This is a genomic window from Limnothrix sp. FACHB-1083, assembly GCF_014696485.1.
Classification (GTDB): Bacteria; Cyanobacteriota; Cyanobacteriia; order CACIAM-69d; family CACIAM-69d; genus CACIAM-69d.
In genome coordinates, this window is sequence record NZ_JACJQD010000002.1 from 158,738 (window position 1) to 175,143 (window position 16,406).

The 16,406-nt window shown below is 53.2% G+C and carries 15 protein-coding genes; 12 read left to right on the forward strand and 3 right to left on the reverse strand.

Annotated elements, in window-relative coordinates:
• Positions 1 to 96: 96 nt before the first annotated feature.
• Positions 97 to 2,049: a hypothetical protein gene (locus tag H6F46_RS02675; RefSeq protein WP_190353454.1), complete on the reverse strand. Its 1,953-nt coding sequence runs from the start codon at positions 2,047 to 2,049 to the stop codon at positions 97 to 99.
• Positions 2,050 to 2,800: 751 nt separating this feature from the next.
• On the opposite strand from H6F46_RS02675, the gene H6F46_RS02680 reads away from it, so the two are divergent.
• From H6F46_RS02680 to proB, 7 genes are all read left to right on the forward strand, one after another.
• A complete protein-coding gene (locus H6F46_RS02680) occupies positions 2,801 to 3,160 on the forward strand; it encodes an iron-sulfur cluster assembly accessory protein (protein ID WP_099532656.1) in 360 nt (119 codons plus the stop codon).
• 499 nt (positions 3,161 to 3,659) lie between these two features.
• On the forward strand, positions 3,660 to 4,139 hold the full coding sequence (locus H6F46_RS02685) for a hypothetical protein (protein ID WP_190353455.1): 480 nt from the start codon (positions 3,660 to 3,662) through the stop codon (positions 4,137 to 4,139).
• A gap of 326 nt (positions 4,140 to 4,465) precedes the next feature.
• Positions 4,466 to 4,660, forward strand: coding sequence for a hypothetical protein (locus H6F46_RS02690; RefSeq protein WP_099532654.1), 195 nt, complete (start codon positions 4,466 to 4,468; stop codon positions 4,658 to 4,660).
• A 540-nt stretch (positions 4,661 to 5,200) separates the two neighbouring features.
• The gene (locus H6F46_RS02695; RefSeq protein ID WP_099532653.1) at positions 5,201 to 5,758 is read left to right on the forward strand and encodes a DUF3727 domain-containing protein; all 558 of its coding nucleotides are present in this window, start codon (positions 5,201 to 5,203) and stop codon (positions 5,756 to 5,758) included.
• A 12-nt stretch (positions 5,759 to 5,770) separates the two neighbouring features.
• On the forward strand, positions 5,771 to 6,868 hold the full coding sequence (gene mltG, locus H6F46_RS02700) for an endolytic transglycosylase MltG (protein WP_190353456.1): 1,098 nt from the start codon (positions 5,771 to 5,773) through the stop codon (positions 6,866 to 6,868).
• A gap of 109 nt (positions 6,869 to 6,977) precedes the next feature.
• Positions 6,978 to 7,544: a YqeG family HAD IIIA-type phosphatase gene (locus H6F46_RS02705; RefSeq protein WP_190353457.1), complete on the forward strand. Its 567-nt coding sequence runs from the start codon at positions 6,978 to 6,980 to the stop codon at positions 7,542 to 7,544.
• Positions 7,545 to 8,490: 946 nt separating this feature from the next.
• Positions 8,491 to 9,600, forward strand: a complete 1,110-nt coding sequence (gene proB, locus H6F46_RS02710) for a glutamate 5-kinase (protein WP_190353458.1) — start codon at positions 8,491 to 8,493, stop codon at positions 9,598 to 9,600.
• 56 nt (positions 9,601 to 9,656) lie between these two features.
• On the opposite strand, the gene H6F46_RS02715 is transcribed toward proB, so the two are convergent.
• The gene (locus H6F46_RS02715; protein ID WP_190353666.1) at positions 9,657 to 10,835 is read right to left on the reverse strand and encodes a transposase; all 1,179 of its coding nucleotides are present in this window, start codon (positions 10,833 to 10,835) and stop codon (positions 9,657 to 9,659) included.
• Positions 10,738 to 11,313 (reverse strand): IS607 family transposase, encoded by a 576-nt coding sequence (locus H6F46_RS19735; RefSeq protein WP_190353459.1) that lies wholly within the window; start codon positions 11,311 to 11,313, stop codon positions 10,738 to 10,740. The genes H6F46_RS02715 and H6F46_RS19735 overlap by 98 nt, the downstream gene beginning before the upstream one ends.
• Before the next feature lie 229 nt (positions 11,314 to 11,542).
• Here H6F46_RS19735 and H6F46_RS02725 point away from each other — a divergent pair, with 229 nt between their 5' ends.
• The 5 genes from H6F46_RS02725 (at position 11,543) to H6F46_RS02745 (ending at position 16,271) form a co-directional block, all read left to right on the forward strand.
• A complete protein-coding gene (locus H6F46_RS02725) occupies positions 11,543 to 11,737 on the forward strand; it encodes an NAD(P)H dehydrogenase subunit NdhS (protein ID WP_099532648.1) in 195 nt (64 codons plus the stop codon).
• A 64-nt stretch (positions 11,738 to 11,801) separates the two neighbouring features.
• Positions 11,802 to 12,533 carry an HAS-barrel domain-containing protein gene (locus tag H6F46_RS02730; RefSeq protein ID WP_190353460.1) on the forward strand — a complete coding sequence of 244 codons (732 nt, stop codon included), beginning with the start codon at positions 11,802 to 11,804 and terminating at the stop codon, positions 12,531 to 12,533.
• Between the two features lie 287 nt (positions 12,534 to 12,820).
• Positions 12,821 to 13,567, forward strand: a complete 747-nt coding sequence (locus H6F46_RS02735; RefSeq protein WP_099532646.1) for a response regulator transcription factor — start codon at positions 12,821 to 12,823, stop codon at positions 13,565 to 13,567.
• Between the two features lie 343 nt (positions 13,568 to 13,910).
• Positions 13,911 to 15,437, forward strand: a complete 1,527-nt coding sequence (gene bchB, locus H6F46_RS02740) for a ferredoxin:protochlorophyllide reductase (ATP-dependent) subunit B (RefSeq protein WP_190353461.1) — start codon at positions 13,911 to 13,913, stop codon at positions 15,435 to 15,437.
• A gap of 90 nt (positions 15,438 to 15,527) precedes the next feature.
• A complete protein-coding gene (locus H6F46_RS02745) occupies positions 15,528 to 16,271 on the forward strand; it encodes an HAD-IIB family hydrolase (protein ID WP_190353462.1) in 744 nt (247 codons plus the stop codon).
• Positions 16,272 to 16,406: the final 135 nt, after the last annotated feature.

Below are 16,406 nucleotides of genomic sequence, written 5' to 3' on the forward strand. Positions count from 1 at the left end.
GGCGATCAGGCGGCGGGTTCCTGGAACGGTTAACCCAACTCGATCGCCCAAAATATTAACGGATTGTAACATCGCAGTTGCCCGCTTCCGTCGCCCCTAGGCCTTCTCCCTTGCAATTTGAGCCTGCACTGCCGATCGGAGCAAATCTTCCATGCTCAACACATGGATATCCCACAACCGCATCAGATCTAATGGATCAACCATGCCGCGATTCTTGCCCGTGGCTCCCTTAAACACCGCCACCGAGCAGCGATTTCCCGCCGCCTTAGTTCGTTTGTGCCAGTCTTCAATCAATGCGCGATCGAACGGGTCATCTTGCCAATAAACATTCACCCCCAGCAAACGACCTTGCGCCGTGTAAAGCACCAATAAATCGTAAGCCTGATCAAACTGGTCATAACTCGACATTACCCCCATCGCGATCGGGCGATCTTGACTCAGCACTTCATCAATCAACGCCTTGGCTTTGGGCTGGGAGGTTTGCAAAGCCAGTAGCGGGAAACTCTGGGGCGATCGCTTCGACGACTGAGCAGCAGTCTTTCCAGCAGCCTTTCTAGAACCAGCTTTTTTCTGCTGGCCTTCTTGCACCGAACCGCCATCAGTCAAACTATTTGGCGTGAAGGGATAGTCCACCAAGGGCGATCGAAAAGTATCCGGGATCATGTCATAGGTCACCCGAGGCAAATTGGTTTCCAAATTGACCAACGTTCCCTCCGGCAACCAATCCATCTCAATTTCCTGAGAATAGTGGCGTGAACCCGATGACAATTGTTGAGACGATGCCGATTTCAGCGCCCTGGGAACATAGCCAGGATTCAAGTTAGGGTTGCCCAATCCCAGAGGAACATCCCGTCCCGATGCAAGGGACAGCAATTTTTGGATCTGCTCCAAAGCGGCCATGCCCTCCGCATCCTCATCCAAGTCATCCATAAAATCGGGCATCAGCAAATGAGCCGCCAGGGATTCCGGATCCGCAACGGATTCCAGCAATCGCAGGGTCACGTCAGGGCGCGTCTGAATCGTGACAGCAATGTTGTCCTGTTTACGCTTCTGGCCAGGATTAGGATTCGCTAAGGGATTCAGAATCCGAAATTGGTTTTTGAGGCTTGGGAAATCGTCAGCATCGTAAAGGATTTTGTTGTTGCGCTTGATGAACTGATTGAGCGCTTCCAAAATTACGACCATCACCATCAATTCATCATCCGATAGATGATCTCGCATTCCTTCAAGGGGATGAATGCTGCCCAATTCTGGCCAAGCCGATTCACTCAGAATGGGGCTTTGGGAGGATGGTGCTTCACTCTCTTCAAGATCATTGAAGGTGAGGAAGAAACAATCTTGATTCAGAAAGATTTCTTCCATCTTGTGCGGCTCTGCTCGATGGGGGCTGCTAATGATATCTTTGCGGAATTTCTCCAACGATTCCAGCGATCGATAGAGCAACAATCCCAGCTCCAACCCCTCCATGCCCAAAGTGGATAGATAGAACTGGTGTGGCTCATCCAGCTCAAATTTAATTTCCACCACTTCGTATTCAGCCAACAACATCCAAGGGGCCGATCGCCAGGTGGTCCGAATTGCTTGAACCAGCCGTTTGGCGTGGGGCGAATCCCAAATGTCTCGCACTTCCAATTCTGGGTTATAGGCTTCCAGCGATTGCACCACATCATCAACCAGAGGCAGCTTCGCGCCGTATTCCACCTTGATGTCTAGCCCTTGCAGTGCGCCGCGCAGGAAAAATTGCAATTCTCGGTTGCAAACCACCAACCGCTGGGGCCGTCCCGGCGGCTGTTGTCCTCGGGGTTGTTCAATGGCCTGCAGCAAAACCCGCACCACCGCTCCGAACCCCGCCTCTTCTGTCACCGGCTCCAAAGCACGCAACGAGGGTTGACTAACATCCATCCACAACACACAGAGCCTTTGGGCATCATGGTTTGCGCGGGTATTGAGGGCACGGCTATGAACCGGTCTCAGGTCTCCCTGCCAAGTGGTTCGCAACAACGGAAGTTGTGTTAACCGTTCGATCGTCGCCTTTGGCAAACTTTGCATATCCCAGATCCCCAACAACACAGCGCATTGGAAAGAGCAGTGCGCACCCCATTTTCACGTTCTGACACAGCTTTTCCAGTTCCATTATCGCAATTCTTCCCAACTAGCACTTGCCAAACCCAGCATCAGCGCTAGCCTGACGAAACGGTGGCTTAACCATACGGTAGGTTTTAGGGGCGGTTGTGATGTCTTGGGATTAGGCAGGAACGGTTGATTTTCCATGCCCCGATCGTCGCAACAGGGGGCTTGAGGGCCTTGGCCTTCAAGAACCGTTAGCGGTGGAATCAGGGTTTCAGAGGATTTGACGACAGACCCTACTAGCGTGGCTGCCTCAATTTGTTGGGCTAAATTACATGGCTGTTACCGTCACCTGATCGTTAAGCAGCAAGGGGCTTAAGCCCCTTGTTACCACGACTGGCTTCGCAACTTTGACCCAATGTATTAAGCCTGTCATGCCACTACGGTGTGGCGATTGTGCTGTGATTTCCTGCGGCGGGCTGATTTTACCGTGGTTATTTTGCCGTGGTTTCAGCCCAGAGCATTCAGGAAGAGGACGATCATTAGATGATCGTTAAGTGATCGTCACATCGCCAGAACCTATAGCCTCCTGGAATTACTGAAAATTAGCTGGAGGAGTTGCTTACAATAGATTTCATCAGATTTCATCGATTTCACAGATTCCGCGAAACTCTGGGGCCTTCCTCCACGGAGCCATCCCCAGGCAGTTGCTAGTCCCAGCCCTTTGAACCCTATGACTACTTCAACCATTCCCGCCAAGCAAGGCATTCAAATTAGCGAGTCGGCCCGCCAACACCTGCTCAACCTGCGCCAGAGCCAAGGCCAAAGCGACCTCTGCTTGCGAGTTGGCGTTCGGGGAGGCGGTTGTTCGGGTTTGTCTTACACGATGGACTTTGAGACGGCAGCGAATATTCGCCCCGATGACGATGTGTTTGATTACGGCGATTTCAAGGTGATTTGTGATCCGAAAAGCCTGCTGTATCTCTATGGTTTGGAACTGGACTACAGCACGGCTTTGATTGGCGGCGGGTTCCAATTCCGCAACCCGAACGCTACCCAAACCTGCGGCTGTGGGAAGTCTTTTTCGGCCTAGTTGGGATTGAACCTACAGCCTTTACCCAAAATAATTGGCACGCCAGATCGCAGATGCCATGAAGGAACGATTCGGTGGGCATTGCCCACCCTACAAGCTACGAGCTACTGGGTTTTGGTTGAGTTGATTTAGTTTGAGTTGATTTAGTTTGAGTTGATTTAGCTTGAGCTGATTTAGTTTGAGTTAGGTTGGCTTGAACTGGGCCTCCTGTCCTTAACTGGGTTTCATCAGTTTGGTGGAGCCCATTGGGGGGACGATCGATCGCCCTTCTGTCAGCGGCGGCAGTCCTTCGGGATTGCCGTTTCGCGTTTGCTGGTATCGTTAGGATTCGGAATTATCCCTGCCATTCCGTTTTCGGGGCGATCGCGACTTTGTGCGCGCAACGCAACCCTTCAACAGTGGTCAAAGACCAAGCCTTTGGGCGATCGGTGCTGGCGGGTTGCTTCCCGTTGGCGATCGTTCGTCAGGACTGACCCTCATTCTTTTTCGTGGTTGACCCATGGCCGAAACTCCTGTTGTCACTTCAGAACTTGCGGATGCGGAAACCACTGACTCCGCGACGTTAACCGCCGAAGAACTGTTCTTGCAAGGCATCGATCGCTATCAAGCCGGTGAAGATCCCACTGTGCTGATTCCGCTGTTCAAGTCCGTGTGCGATCGGGCCCCCAAAAGCAGCCCCCCTTGGACTTGCTTGGCATGGCTGTATCTGCTGACTGACCAAGCGGGATTGGCTTTCAAAGCTGCTAAAAAAGCCGTGAAACTTAATCCCCAGGATGCCCAAGCCCGTGTAAATCTGGCTGTTGCCATGATCGAAGACGGCCAAAAAGGGGTGCGCGAACAGGTGGAAATCGCCAGCCAGTTGGTTTTGATTGACCAAGACGCGGCCGAAGAAGTTCAGAAAAATTTGGAAGAGGCGATCGCCCAAAAACCCAACAGCAAAGGCTTTCAGCGGATCAAAGCTTGGATCTTTGATAGTTAGGGATCGCGCTGGGATCGCTTCTTATTGATTTTTTGGCATTGGAGTCAGGTAAAAACTGGCTCCATTTTTAATTGTCAAAAAACTTTACACTTTCTCGAACGATTGTGACCCCAAAAGGCCAAATCTCCGACAGGTCAAACCCTCGAAAAAACAGGGTTCAGCAGCTCCCTGGTTACAGCGTTTACATTTAACAAGGGGTTGCAAGATGTCACAGAACTTTACTGGACAATCAAAAATTGAATGATAGGATTTTGCGATACAAGTTATTAGACTTGCTTTACCCGACCAGTTCAGTTCGTCGTCACACCGTTTCAGGAGTTAGGGAAATGTCTGCGAACAACGTTACTGTTAAGCCGGAAACCCGTAATCATAAGGGCTTTTTTGTCCAAGAAGCCTCCTACAAATTAATGGATATTGATGCATCGGGCTGGGCTTTGATTTGTGTTGATGATGCGGTTTGCCATTATGTGGATCCCGACAATCTTCTAGAGATGCTGTCTGAAGAAGATGCCATTGGTTAAGGGTTCCGTTGGTTGAATGGCTGAATCAGCGATTAGGCAACGACCATTCATGAAGTTTGCTAGATTCGCTGAATTGAGATGTTGGGTTGAAGGTTGTTCACTGAAACAATCGCTTCAAAAGAGAATGTTCAGAAGTTTGCAACCGGTTTTTCCCAATTCATTTTTCAAGTACGATCAATCCCATCTTGATTCTCAATGATGCCCCTGAGGCTGAGAATACCGGTGCGATCGCCCTTTCTTTTTTTCCCTTCAATTGGTGGCCCAGTGTTCGGCACAATTCACGGCACTCGGAACAGCACTGTTATGGGTTTCTCGATCGGGTATAGGCACTGAGTGAAAGATGGGTATTGAGGGTGAACTTACTCCTCTAGTCCGCAATGGGCCTCCTGTGCAGGGGGCTTTTTTGTGGGTGAGCCAATGGCCTGGCCATTCTGCTGTCAGTCCGGTGGTTGAGAGCAGGGCGGGAAAATCCTAATTATTCCCTGCGGCAACGCTGCCCTCATGGGGGATACTTTTAAGGTCTCGATTCCCATCGCGCGCATGACCCAAGAAGATACTGCGTGGGACGTTCCCACCATCACCCTGTCCGATGCCACGGGTCGGACATTGGAGTGTTTTGTTGAGCACTCGATCGAGGTGGAAGGCTCCGAGTATGTGCTCTTACACCCGGTGGATTCCCCGGTTGAGATTGTGACCTGGAAGGGTGACGACGAGGACGAGGAAGCCGTCCCGATCGAGAACGAGCAACAGATCGATCTCCTGTTCAACACGGCGAAGGCGGTGTTGGCAGAGGAGAACTTGAAGTTGAAGCGCACGGCGATCGTGCTGACCGTTGAGGGCGAATTACCCGAAGAACCGGAGGACGATGAACCCTGGGAAGGGAACGGCTCCGGCGAAGATGTGGATGAGTTCCAGTGGTTAGCTAGCTTTTTTCATAATGAAACGGAGTATGCGGTTTATACGCCGCTGGATCCGTTCTTCATTGTGGCCCGCATGAATGAGCAGGGACAGCCAGAATTACTGGATCCCGAGGAGCTGGAGCAGATCGAAGATTTGCTACCGTCGATCGAGGAACAACTATTTAATGGGTTGGAGTAGTTCGATCGAGCCATGCAACGATTGGGTCGCGTGATATTTACTCTCCTCGTGCCCACGGCGGCCTTGGTTGGTGCTTGGCAAGGATGGCAATGGTGGAGCTGGGCCAACCGTCCCATGGACTTGGCCCAGGGCGACACCGCCATGAAAGCAGTACAAGTGCAAATTGAACGGGGAACCAGCGCCCGGCAAATTGGCCGCGATCTGGAACGGTTGGGGATTATTCGCTCCAGCGCGGCTTGGGAACTGTGGGCCCGATGGCTGACTTGGAATGACGACAATGGCGGCTTCCAGGCGGGAACCTATGAACTATTACCCACGGCCCCGATGACGGACGTTGCCCAGCAACTTTGGCAGGGCAAGACCATTCAACAGAGCCTGACGATTCCGGAGGGCTGGACAGTGCGGCAAATGGCCGACTATTTCCAGTCCCAAGGGGTGTTTCGGGCGGAGGAGTTTTTGGCCCTCACGCAAAAAATTCCGCGCGATCGCTACCCCTGGCTGCCCCAGCGAATTACGTCCTTGGAGGGGTTTCTTTTTCCGGATACTTACCAGTTTCCGGGAGACACGATTACCCCGCAGGCGGTGATTGATTCGATGCTCGATCGCTTCGAGAAGGTGGCTTTGCCCCTGTGGAACCAAAATCGCGGCCAAACCAAGCTGGATTTGTTGGGGTGGGTGACGCTTTCCAGCATTGTAGAAAAAGAGGCGGTGATTCCCCAGGAGCGATCGGTGATTGCGGGAGTGTTTAGTAATCGGCTGAATCGGGGGCAAAAGCTAGAATCAGATCCAACGGTGGAATATGCCCTGAAAATTCGGCAAACACCCGATCGTCCTCTGACTTTCACGGATATTCGCCAGCCTTCGCCCTACAATACCTATCTCAATCCTGGGTTACCGCCGGGGCCGATCGCCGCACCGGGCAAGGCCAGCCTAGAGGCCACCTTGGCTCCGGCCAAAACAGACTATGTGTTCTTTGTGGCACGGTATGACGGAACCCATGTGTTTAGCAAAACCTTGGCGGAACACGAAGCCGCTGTGAAGCGCATTCGGGCCGAGCGCAACGCCAGGACTCGATCGACCCCTCAACCTGCGGCCAGCCCCAGCCCCTAGGCACAATCGCCCCGATCGCCCTGATGATCGCCCCTTCATCAGTTTGCCGCTCAGTTTCGCTGCTCCGTTTCGCTGCTCAGTTCGATCGCCACAAGTTTGTGAGGTTCCCGTGACGTTTGGTGTCCTGCTTCAGCCCGACTTAATCCTAGGCGACTGCATTTTGGCCCTCACGCCGGAAGTGATTGTGCAGCACGGTTTGCAGGGCTTGATTCTGGATGTGGATGACACCCTGGTTCCCACCACCACCGACGCGGTTTCACCGGAACTGGTGACCTGGATCCAAGCGGTGCGGCCCCATGTGCAACTGTGGCTGGCCAGCAACAACCTGAGCGAGTCGCGAATTGGCAGCATTGCCCGATCGCTCGACTTGCCCTACTTCACCGGAGCCGCCAAGCCCTCTCGCCGCAAGTTGCGCCAAGCGCTCCAAGAAATGCAACTGCCGCCGGAGCGGGTGGCCATGGTGGGCGATCGCCTGTTCACCGACGTGTTAGCCGGTAACCGTCTGGGGCTGTTCACCGTGTTGGTGCAACCGATGGTGAATCCCCTGTCGGCCCATCGGGGCTATCCGATTCACTCCCTCGAAGTGTGGCTCTCAAAACTGATTGGTGCATCGTTCTATCGCGATCCTTCGCCCCTGCCCACAGCAACCTCCTCGCCCGATCGCCCCACCAGCTAACTCAATCAATGGCCAACTCGAAGTCATTCTGAGATTGAGTTAAAAATGGCCGGTGCTCATGGATCTCGACTGGGTGGATCCCACCTGAATAGATGAGCACACAATTAAGCAGTCTTGGCCCCAAAAAACCAACAGAGCACCATTGACAACCGCCCCCAAAGATTCGGAATCCAATCCGAGGATTTAGGGGCTAACTTTAGGAGCGATTAGTCATGGTTTTTGCCATCATTAATCGTTGCAATTTGCGGTGTAACGCACAGATTCATGGTGAAAATCTAGGGAATAGGGCACTTAATAATTTTTTGTCAATCCCGATACAGTTTTTATTCAAATCGTCTTAGCTTTCTGGTCTGGGGGGATTTCTCTATCAAGTTGCCGCTATGGCTGAAACATTTTTTAAAGAAAAGATACTGATCCCGTGATATACCGCTTGCTAGAATACAAAATCTCGCCTTTTTGATTAACTTTTATGAAGAAACAAATATAAAAAAAATATAAGGAAATAAAACACCATCCCAAAAATCTGCGATTCTAATAACAGTTCAAATGGGGTCAGCCAATAAAGACCCTAACCATAAAACCAACTTTTTTAAACACACAAAGTGCTGGGGTCTCCGGATCCCGGCACTTTGTTTTTGGCCCTGCTGTTTTGGGGCCCTGTTGCTCAGGGTTTTTGGGATCACGGTGCTGGAGATCGCCGTTTCGCCCAGGATCTGGGTCGGGATCGGGGGCGGAGGTCTCGCGGTAATCTCAAGCATTCCGGTGGGGGATCCGCACGAAGGCGAGTCGATCGCCCAGAATTAGCCCCACGCATTACCCCCATACCTCAACTGTTTGATCCCCATCAACCTCGATCGCCCTGGGGCCACAGCCTGGGCCACTGGGGCCATTCGCTGGTTTGATAATTGGTTGCCCCTTGCAACCCTTCCAGAAGTGGTGGTTAGTTATGCGCCCGATCGTCTTGAAAATTGGCACTTCCAGCTTGACCCAACCGGACAGCGGCCGGCTGGCCTTGTCCACGATCGCCACGCTGGTGGAAGTGATTTGTGATCTGCGCGATCGGGGCTATCCCGTGGTGCTGGTGTCGTCGGGAGCGGTGGGGGTGGGCTGTGCGCGGTTGGGGCTGACGGAACGGCCCAAGGCGATCGCCCAGAAACAGGCCGTGGCCGCCGTGGGCCAAGGGCGACTGATGCGGGTCTATGACGATCTGTTTAGTCAGTTTGACCAGCCGATCGCCCAAGTGTTGCTGACTCGGGGAGACTTGGCCCAGCGCAGTCGCTACATCAACGCCTACAGCACCTTTCAAGAACTGCTGCGGATGGGAGCCATCCCGATCGTCAATGAAAACGATACGGTGGCCGTGGACGAGTTGAAATTTGGCGATAACGACACCCTTTCGGCCTTGGTGGCCAGCTTGGTGGAAGCGGAGTGGCTGTTTTTGCTCACGGATGTCGATCGGCTCTATTCCGCCGACCCGCGCCAAAATCCCGATGCGGAACCCATTCGCCTGGTGGAGCAAATGTCTGATTTGGAGGCGTTGGAGCTGGACATTGGCGGCCGTGGCTCCCAGTGGGGAACCGGCGGCATGGCCACCAAAATCACCGCCGCCCAAATTGGCACCAGTGCCGGGGTTCGCGTGGTGATCACGGACGGCAGCCAACCGCGTAACTTGTTGAAAATCTTGGAGGGGGCGGATATTGGCACGCAGTTTGCCCCCCAACCCCAGGCCACCAGCGCCCGCAAGCGGTGGATCGCCCATGGCCTGATTCCAGCGGGCAAGCTTTATCTCGACTCCGGGGCGGTGCGGGCCATCTGCACGGGCGGTGGCTCCCTGTTAGCAGCGGGCATCCGGGATTTGGAAGGGGAGTTTCAACCCCAAGATGCGGTGCAGCTCTGTGATTTAGAAGGGCGGGAGGTGGCTCGCGGCCTGGTGAATTTCAGCCATGAGGCGCTGGAGAAAATCTGTGGCAAGCGATCGGACGAAATTGCCGCAATTTTGGGGCATGACGCGCCGGAAACGGTGGTGCATCGGGATAACTTGGTGCTGGCCAGCTAAAAACGCGGGGCACAGGATTCAGCCATATTCAACCGATACTTTTTTGCTAACGGATGCTAACAAATGCATAAGTTGAGGTGGTCTCTCAACCAAGGCGTATCAACCAATGCCCGTAGGAAAATCCCACGAGCACCATTTAGATCCCGATTCATTGACCGCCCATCGATTTTCGACTTGATGACCCGAGAGCCGCCAATCTTGACGATTTCACCTGTCCACGAAACGGTTTTAGAGGTGTAGGCTTCATTGATGTCGGTCAAGGCAACCTTGCCCAACTCCCAGGCTTTCCACTCCAGATGTTTCTTGAACTGGTAATGCGATAGGGTCAACATCTGCCGCACGGTTTTCGACTTGATCTTGCGACGTGATTTGCTCACCATTTGAGAGGACTCAAAGCTGGGCAACAAGATCACATCAAAGTTTTCAGTCAGGAACCGTGCGGTTTTGTGGTGAAGTTCTTTCACTAGGTGTTGTACCTTGGAACGCAGTCGATCGGCGGCTTTCTTGAGGCGGCGCTTCTGGGCTGATTTGGACTTGGTGATTTTGGAAATCAGGCGATCCAGCTTGAAGCACAGCTTTTGAATCAGCAAGTTCGAGTCATTGCCAATCCATCCATAGGATGACTCAGCAAAGAAGGTCATGAATGTGCGAACACCGGGATCTAAGGCAACCACTCGCCCTTGGTTTTCGGACTGAATGGGTTGCACTTCTGTTGAGGTGATCAGGTAATACTCACCATAGGCGAGTGTCAACCGACCATCACTGAAGCCATCAGGAATTGATTCTCTCAGGGCTGCTTTCCCCAAGATGGTGTAATAGACACCGTTTTCACTGATGGCTGATTTGGGGATGTAGATCGTTTGCTGTCGATCTTTTCGACTGCGGAAGCGACATTTGCGAATCTGACCATCTTTTTTGAATCCCTTTTTAGCTTCTCGAACGGCCGTGCAAGCGTCTTTGACCGCAATCTTTTTGATCTGGTAGGGAACTGGCTTGGCCCATTCGGGAAGCGCACCCAGGATGATGGGTGCAACTGCCATCCAATTGGCTTTGGTTCCCGGTTCCTGAAGATGTTTGATCGTGGCGTTGTAGACGTATCTCGAAACACCAAACCATTGCTTCAGGAGTGCTTTTTGATCAGGGCTTAGGAAGATTCGGATCTTCCTGGATCGCCTTGCGGTAGCTTCTGAGTCCGTGCATTCGGCACGAGAAGACGTGAAGGATGGCGAGCAGATCCGCTGTGAGTTCGGATTCTGGGCAGTGAACAGATTGGTCGAGAACCATGAGTTCGCCACCGTTTTGTTGAACCATGAACTCGAACAGCTCGAATCCGAATCGACACAATCGGTCTCGACAGGCAACCACAATTTGGAGCTGATCGCTGCGCATGAGTCTGACCAGTAGGGATTGCAATCCTTTTCGCTGGAAATTGAGACCCGATCCGATGTCTTGGATGATTTCGGCATTGGGGTAGCGATCACGCATGAACTGGACTTGTCTTGCGAGATCATCTCGTTGCTTGGCTGAACTGACGCGGCAGTAGCAAACGACAGTAGATCGAGTTGCCTTGCGTCCATATGACTCGACGTTATAAAGCCGCTGGCCCGCTTCGTTTCGGATGGTTTCGATCTTCCCTTCATCTGCGTACTTCCTTAGCGTGTTTGGATGCAATCCCAGAAATTCGACCGTTTTTCTGAGAGGGATGTATGCCATATCTAAATATTGGCATACGTTAGTGAACGTTAGTAAATTAATTACTGTTGATCAACCGTTCAACTGATTGGGGATATCAAAAATTTTGGGGGCGATCGGGCGGGATTGGGCGATCAAAGCAGCTCGATCGCACGCTATCGTAAGGGCTGGGCATCGGTTGACTGCCCCCGGGGCCCCAAGCCCTAATTCCCAAGCCAATCCCAGTCCCTGTTGAGTTCAGGCTAATCCTATGATCCTGCCCGGTTCCGCAGTCCGTGTCATTAACCCCAACGACACCTACTATCAGTTTCAAGGTCAAGTGCAGCGCGTGACCGATGGCAAAGTGGCCGTGCTGTTTGAGGGCGGCAACTGGGATAAATTGGTCACCTTCCGATTCTCGGAACTGGAGACGGTGGATGCCACGGCTGGTCGCGGCAAAAAGTAACGCATTGGTTCAAGGCCGTCAAGCCCCTAACCCTTGCTCCCCTTAGCCCCGCTTTGGTTCGGCCATGCGTTTACCCCTGCCGCAATTTGCCCAGCGCGATCGCCCGTCCCATCACCTGGCGGAAGTGATTGAAACGGCCACGACGGAATATTTAGCCCAATGTTTGGAGCCAGAAACCCTTAGTTTTCCGACCATGCCGCCCTTTGGCAGTTGGGTGCGATCGCGCGATGAGGATTCCGGCAATCAGATCTATGGGGTGGTTTATCACGCCACCACCGCCCCGATCGACTCCGTACACCGGGCCCAGGCCTTGGGGCTGTCCCTGGAAGATTTGCGCGAACAACAGCCGCAGATTTTTTCCATGTTGCGCACGGAGTTTCGGGTAGCGATCGTGGGGTTTGTGCCGCTGGAGTCCTTGAATCCCGACGCGATCGGGACAGAAGGCGTGAACCCAGGGGCGATCGCCAACCTCCTGCAAGCGGGGGCCAAACTGATCAACGGCCCGATCTATCAACACTTGCCCCCTCGCCCACCCCAAATTCACCAGGCGGTGTATGGGTGCGATCGCCAAGAGGTGGTGGAATTCACGGCCAAAATGGACTTTTTGCGGACTTTGTTGCAAATGAGCGGCACGCCCACCGATGCGCTGATTGCCGCCACGCTGCGGGAGGTTTATCGGCTGCGACAGGGCGATCGGCCCTGGTTGGTGCAGGCGGGCCGCGCCCTCAGCGTTCTGCTCAAGGATGATTACGATCGCCTGCGAGCGATCCTCGGCCAAGTTCATCTCAGTCCCTAATCCTTACAATCCCTAATCCCTGCAATTCCTAAACCCCCAAGCGGTCGGCATGGGGGCGATCGAGCAGCAGCCACAGCAGCTACGCCACAGCCCGATTAGCCCCGGCCCGGTTAGCCCCAGCCCGATTGCGAATCATGGCAATATTGCGAACTGTTACCGTCAGTTGCGAACGATTGCTAAAACAAAATAGTGATTTTCCAGCCTTCTTCTCAGCCGCTTTATAATCCGATCAGGGATATGCAGTTGTTTGCCTGTCCCCGATCGCACGTTTTTCGGAGCCAAAGGCCATGCCGCGCATTCTCGTTATTGACGACGATCCAGCCATTTCCGAACTGGTATCCGTCAACCTAGAAATGGCCGGCTATGACGTGAACCAAACCACCGATGGCATCAAGGGCCAAGCCCTAGCGCTCCAACTCATGCCCGACTTGATCTTGTTGGACATTATGTTGCCCAAGGTTGATGGGTTCACCGTTTGTCAGCGGCTGCGACGCGATGAACGCACCGCCGATATTCCAGTGCTGATGCTGACGGCGCTGGGGCAAACACAACATAAAGTTGAAGGCTTCAATGCAGGGGCAGACGATTACTTAACCAAGCCCTTTGAAGTGGAAGAAATGTTGGCGCGGGTGCGGGCCCTGTTGCGACGCACCGATCGCATTCCCCAAGCCGCCAAGCATAGCGAAATCCTGAGCTACGGCCCCTTAACCCTGGTTCCTGAACGGTTTGAGGCCATTTGGTTTGACAAAACCGTGAAGCTCACTCACCTGGAATTTGAGCTGTTGCATTGCCTGTTGCAGCGCCACGGCCAAACCGTTGCCCCCAGCGAAATTCTCAAGGAAGTTTGGGGTTACGATCCCAACGATGACATTGAAACCATTCGAGTTCACGTGCGACATTTGCGCACCAAGCTAGAACCCGATCCCCGCCATCCGCGCTACATCAAAACCGTTTATGGTGCGGGTTACTGTCTGGAATTGCCGGCCCAGGACGATCGCGCCGTGGAAACCGTGGCCGACACAGCTTCGGTTTAAGCACCAGGTTGGGCGATCGCTTCGGCTCTCCAACCCTAAATTGCCTCCAGCCCAATTGGCTCCAGCGTCCAATTGAATTCAAGTTTGCTCAAAAGAAGACAAAGCCAAAACAGGGTTAATTCTCGAAAAGCCAATCCCAAACAAGGCAAACGCCATTCATTCGTCTGCAAGGGTTGTTAGGTCTCGCAACACTTGCAGACTTTTGTTTACGTTGCAATGCTTCATGTTTAGCGGGGATCAATTATTCGTCTGCGAGAATCAAACTTGGGCTTAGATTTAGATGCAAATTTAGACCTGATTCAACGTCAATGCGTCGGGCTATTGGGCCCAAGTTGAGCAGCAGATGAAATTAGCCTATTGGATGTATGCCGGGCCGGCTCACATTGGAACGTTGCGGATTGCCAGTTCTTTTCAAAAAGTCCATGCCATCATGCACGCCCCACTAGGGGACGACTATTTCAATGTGATGCGATCGATGCTGGAACGGGAGCGAGACTATACCCCCGTCACCACCAGCGTGGTCGATCGCAACGTTTTGGCCCAAGGCTCCCAAGAAAAAGTTGTTGATAATATTGTTCGCAAAGATCGAGAAGAAGCGCCCGATTTAATTGTGCTGACTCCCACTTGCACTTCGAGCATTTTGCAAGAGGATTTGCAAAATTTTGTGGCACGGGCTCAGTTGGATGCTAGGGGCGATGTGCTCTTTGCCGATGTAAATCACTACCGCGTGAACGAATTACAAGCGGCGGATCAGACCCTTCAGCAAATCGTCAAGTTCTACATTGAAAAAGCCCACAAAGTGGGTGATTTGCAAACCCAAAAGACCGATCGCCCTTCGGTGAATATTTTGGGAGTGACCACGCTAGGATTTCATAATCGCCACGATTGCACGGAATTGAAGCGATTAATGGCGGATTTGGGAATTACAGTGAATGCGGTGATTCCCGATGGGGCTTCGGTGGAAGAACTAAAACAGTTGCCCCGGGCTTGGTTTAATTTGGTTCCTTACCGCGAAATTGGCGGGCTGACGGCGCAATATTTGCAAACGGAATTTCAGATGCCGCTTGTGGATATCACGCCGATGGGGATTGTGGAAACGGCCCGCTGCATTCGATCGATCCAAGCCGTGCTGAACAGCCAGGGCGAGCCGGTGAACTATGAAGGGTTTATTGATGAACAAACCCGATTTGCTTCGCAAGCCGCTTGGTTCACTCGTTCGATCGATTGTCAAAATTTAACGGGTAAAAAAGCCGTGGTGTTTGGTGACAACACCCACGCGGCGGCCATGACCAAAATCCTGGCCCGGGAAATGGGAATTCAGGTGGTTTTGGCGGGCACTTACTGTCAGTATGATGCCGATTGGTTCCGGGATCAGGTCAGTGAATATTGCGATCGGGTTTTAATTACCGATGACCATACCCAGGTGGCCAACGCGATCGCGGAAATTGAACCGGCCGCCATCTTTGGCACGCAAATGGAGCGCCACGTGGGCAAGCGATTAGATATCCCTTGTGGTGTCATTGCGGCTCCGGTTCATATTCAGAATTTCCCCGTTGGCTATCGACCCTATTTGGGCTACGAGGGAGCCAATCAGGTGGTGGATTTGGTTTATAACTCCTTCACCTTGGGCATGGAAGATCATTTGCTGGAAATCTTTGGCGGCCACGACACCAAGGAAGTGATTACCAAGTCTGTTTCCACGGATTCGGAGCTGAATTGGAGTCGCGATGGGCTGACGGAGTTGAACCGTGTGCCGGGTTTTGTGCGGGGCAAGGTGAAGCGCAATACGGAAAAATTTGCGCGCGATCGGGGGCTGACGCAAATTACCGCTGAAGTGCTCTATGCCGCCAAGGAAGCCGTCGGCGCATAGCCCAGCCAGGAACCCATCTCCCCCAGGAAGCAGGAAACGCCTTGGTACAATGCCCAGGGATTGATCGCATCGGTGGGGGACTGGTGATCTATGGTTTTTGCAACGACCGCGCCCCGTTGGGTGCTGGCAACGGATTTGGACGGAACCTTTCTGCACGGCTCCCAGGCCGATCGCGCTGCGTTTTATCAACGGATTGAACAACAGCGCGATCGGCTGATTTTGGTTTTCGTGACCGGTCGCCATTGGCAGCTCATTGAACCGCTGTGGTCGGGCGATTGCCCAGTGCCCCAACCAGATTTTGTGATTGGCGATGTGGGCACAACGGTCTATGACGGTCAGGGCCGCCCGATCGAAACCATCCAAACGGAAATCGCCAATCGCTGGAATTGCGCGAACGATCGGGTCAAGCGCTTGCTGGCGGGGGAGCCGGGTCTCTCGTTGCAGCGCGGGGAATTTGCCTACCGCGTGTCCTATGACTACGACCCGCAATTATTGCGGCAAGCCACGCTGAACCTGATCCAGGCGGCCGGTTTTGATGTGATTATGTCCGCCGATCGCTATTTGGATGTGATGCCCAAGGGCGTTGCCAAGGGATCTACCCTGCAACGACTGGCCAAGCTGGAGCGCTGGCCGGGCGATCGAATCATCACCGCCGGAGACAGCCTCAATGATTTGAACCTGTTGGCGGCGGGCTACCGAGCGATCGCCGTGGGCAACAGTGAACCCAAGCTGCTGGCGGCATTGGGCGATCGACCTACCCTCTACCGCAGTCCCTATCCTGGCCTCTTGGGCATTATGGATGGGTTCCGCCATTGGCAAGTGGACTTGTTTTGAGCCATCGGTTTGCAGCAAGGACTTGCAGAAAGTACCTGCCCAGAAAATATTTGCAGACAATCACAAACCGGCAACCGCTGCTCAGTCAGCGATCAATTGCTGATCAATACAACGATCAATCAACGATCAACCGAC

Bases quoted from the DNA above. Each gene is read 5' to 3' on its own strand.
- H6F46_RS02735 (WP_099532646.1), top strand. From the start codon at position 12,821: ATGCCGCGCATTCTCGTTATTGACGACGATCCAGCCATTTCCGAACTG.
- H6F46_RS02685 (WP_190353455.1), top strand. From the start codon at position 3,660: ATGGCCGAAACTCCTGTTGTCACTTCAGAACTTGCGGATGCGGAAACC.
- H6F46_RS02695 (WP_099532653.1), top strand. From the start codon at position 5,201: ATGACCCAAGAAGATACTGCGTGGGACGTTCCCACCATCACCCTGTCC.
- proB (WP_190353458.1), top strand. From the start codon at position 8,491: ATGCGCCCGATCGTCTTGAAAATTGGCACTTCCAGCTTGACCCAACCG.
- H6F46_RS02725 (WP_099532648.1), top strand. From the start codon at position 11,543: ATGATCCTGCCCGGTTCCGCAGTCCGTGTCATTAACCCCAACGACACC.
- H6F46_RS02745 (WP_190353462.1), top strand. From the start codon at position 15,528: ATGGTTTTTGCAACGACCGCGCCCCGTTGGGTGCTGGCAACGGATTTG.
- H6F46_RS02680 (WP_099532656.1), top strand. From the start codon at position 2,801: ATGACTACTTCAACCATTCCCGCCAAGCAAGGCATTCAAATTAGCGAG.
- bchB (WP_190353461.1), top strand. From the start codon at position 13,911: ATGAAATTAGCCTATTGGATGTATGCCGGGCCGGCTCACATTGGAACG.
- H6F46_RS19735 (WP_190353459.1), bottom strand. From the start codon at position 11,313: ATGGCATACATCCCTCTCAGAAAAACGGTCGAATTTCTGGGATTGCAT.
- H6F46_RS02690 (WP_099532654.1), top strand. From the start codon at position 4,466: ATGTCTGCGAACAACGTTACTGTTAAGCCGGAAACCCGTAATCATAAG.
- mltG (WP_190353456.1), top strand. From the start codon at position 5,771: ATGCAACGATTGGGTCGCGTGATATTTACTCTCCTCGTGCCCACGGCG.
- H6F46_RS02675 (WP_190353454.1), bottom strand. From the start codon at position 2,049: ATGCAAAGTTTGCCAAAGGCGACGATCGAACGGTTAACACAACTTCCG.
- H6F46_RS02730 (WP_190353460.1), top strand. From the start codon at position 11,802: ATGCGTTTACCCCTGCCGCAATTTGCCCAGCGCGATCGCCCGTCCCAT.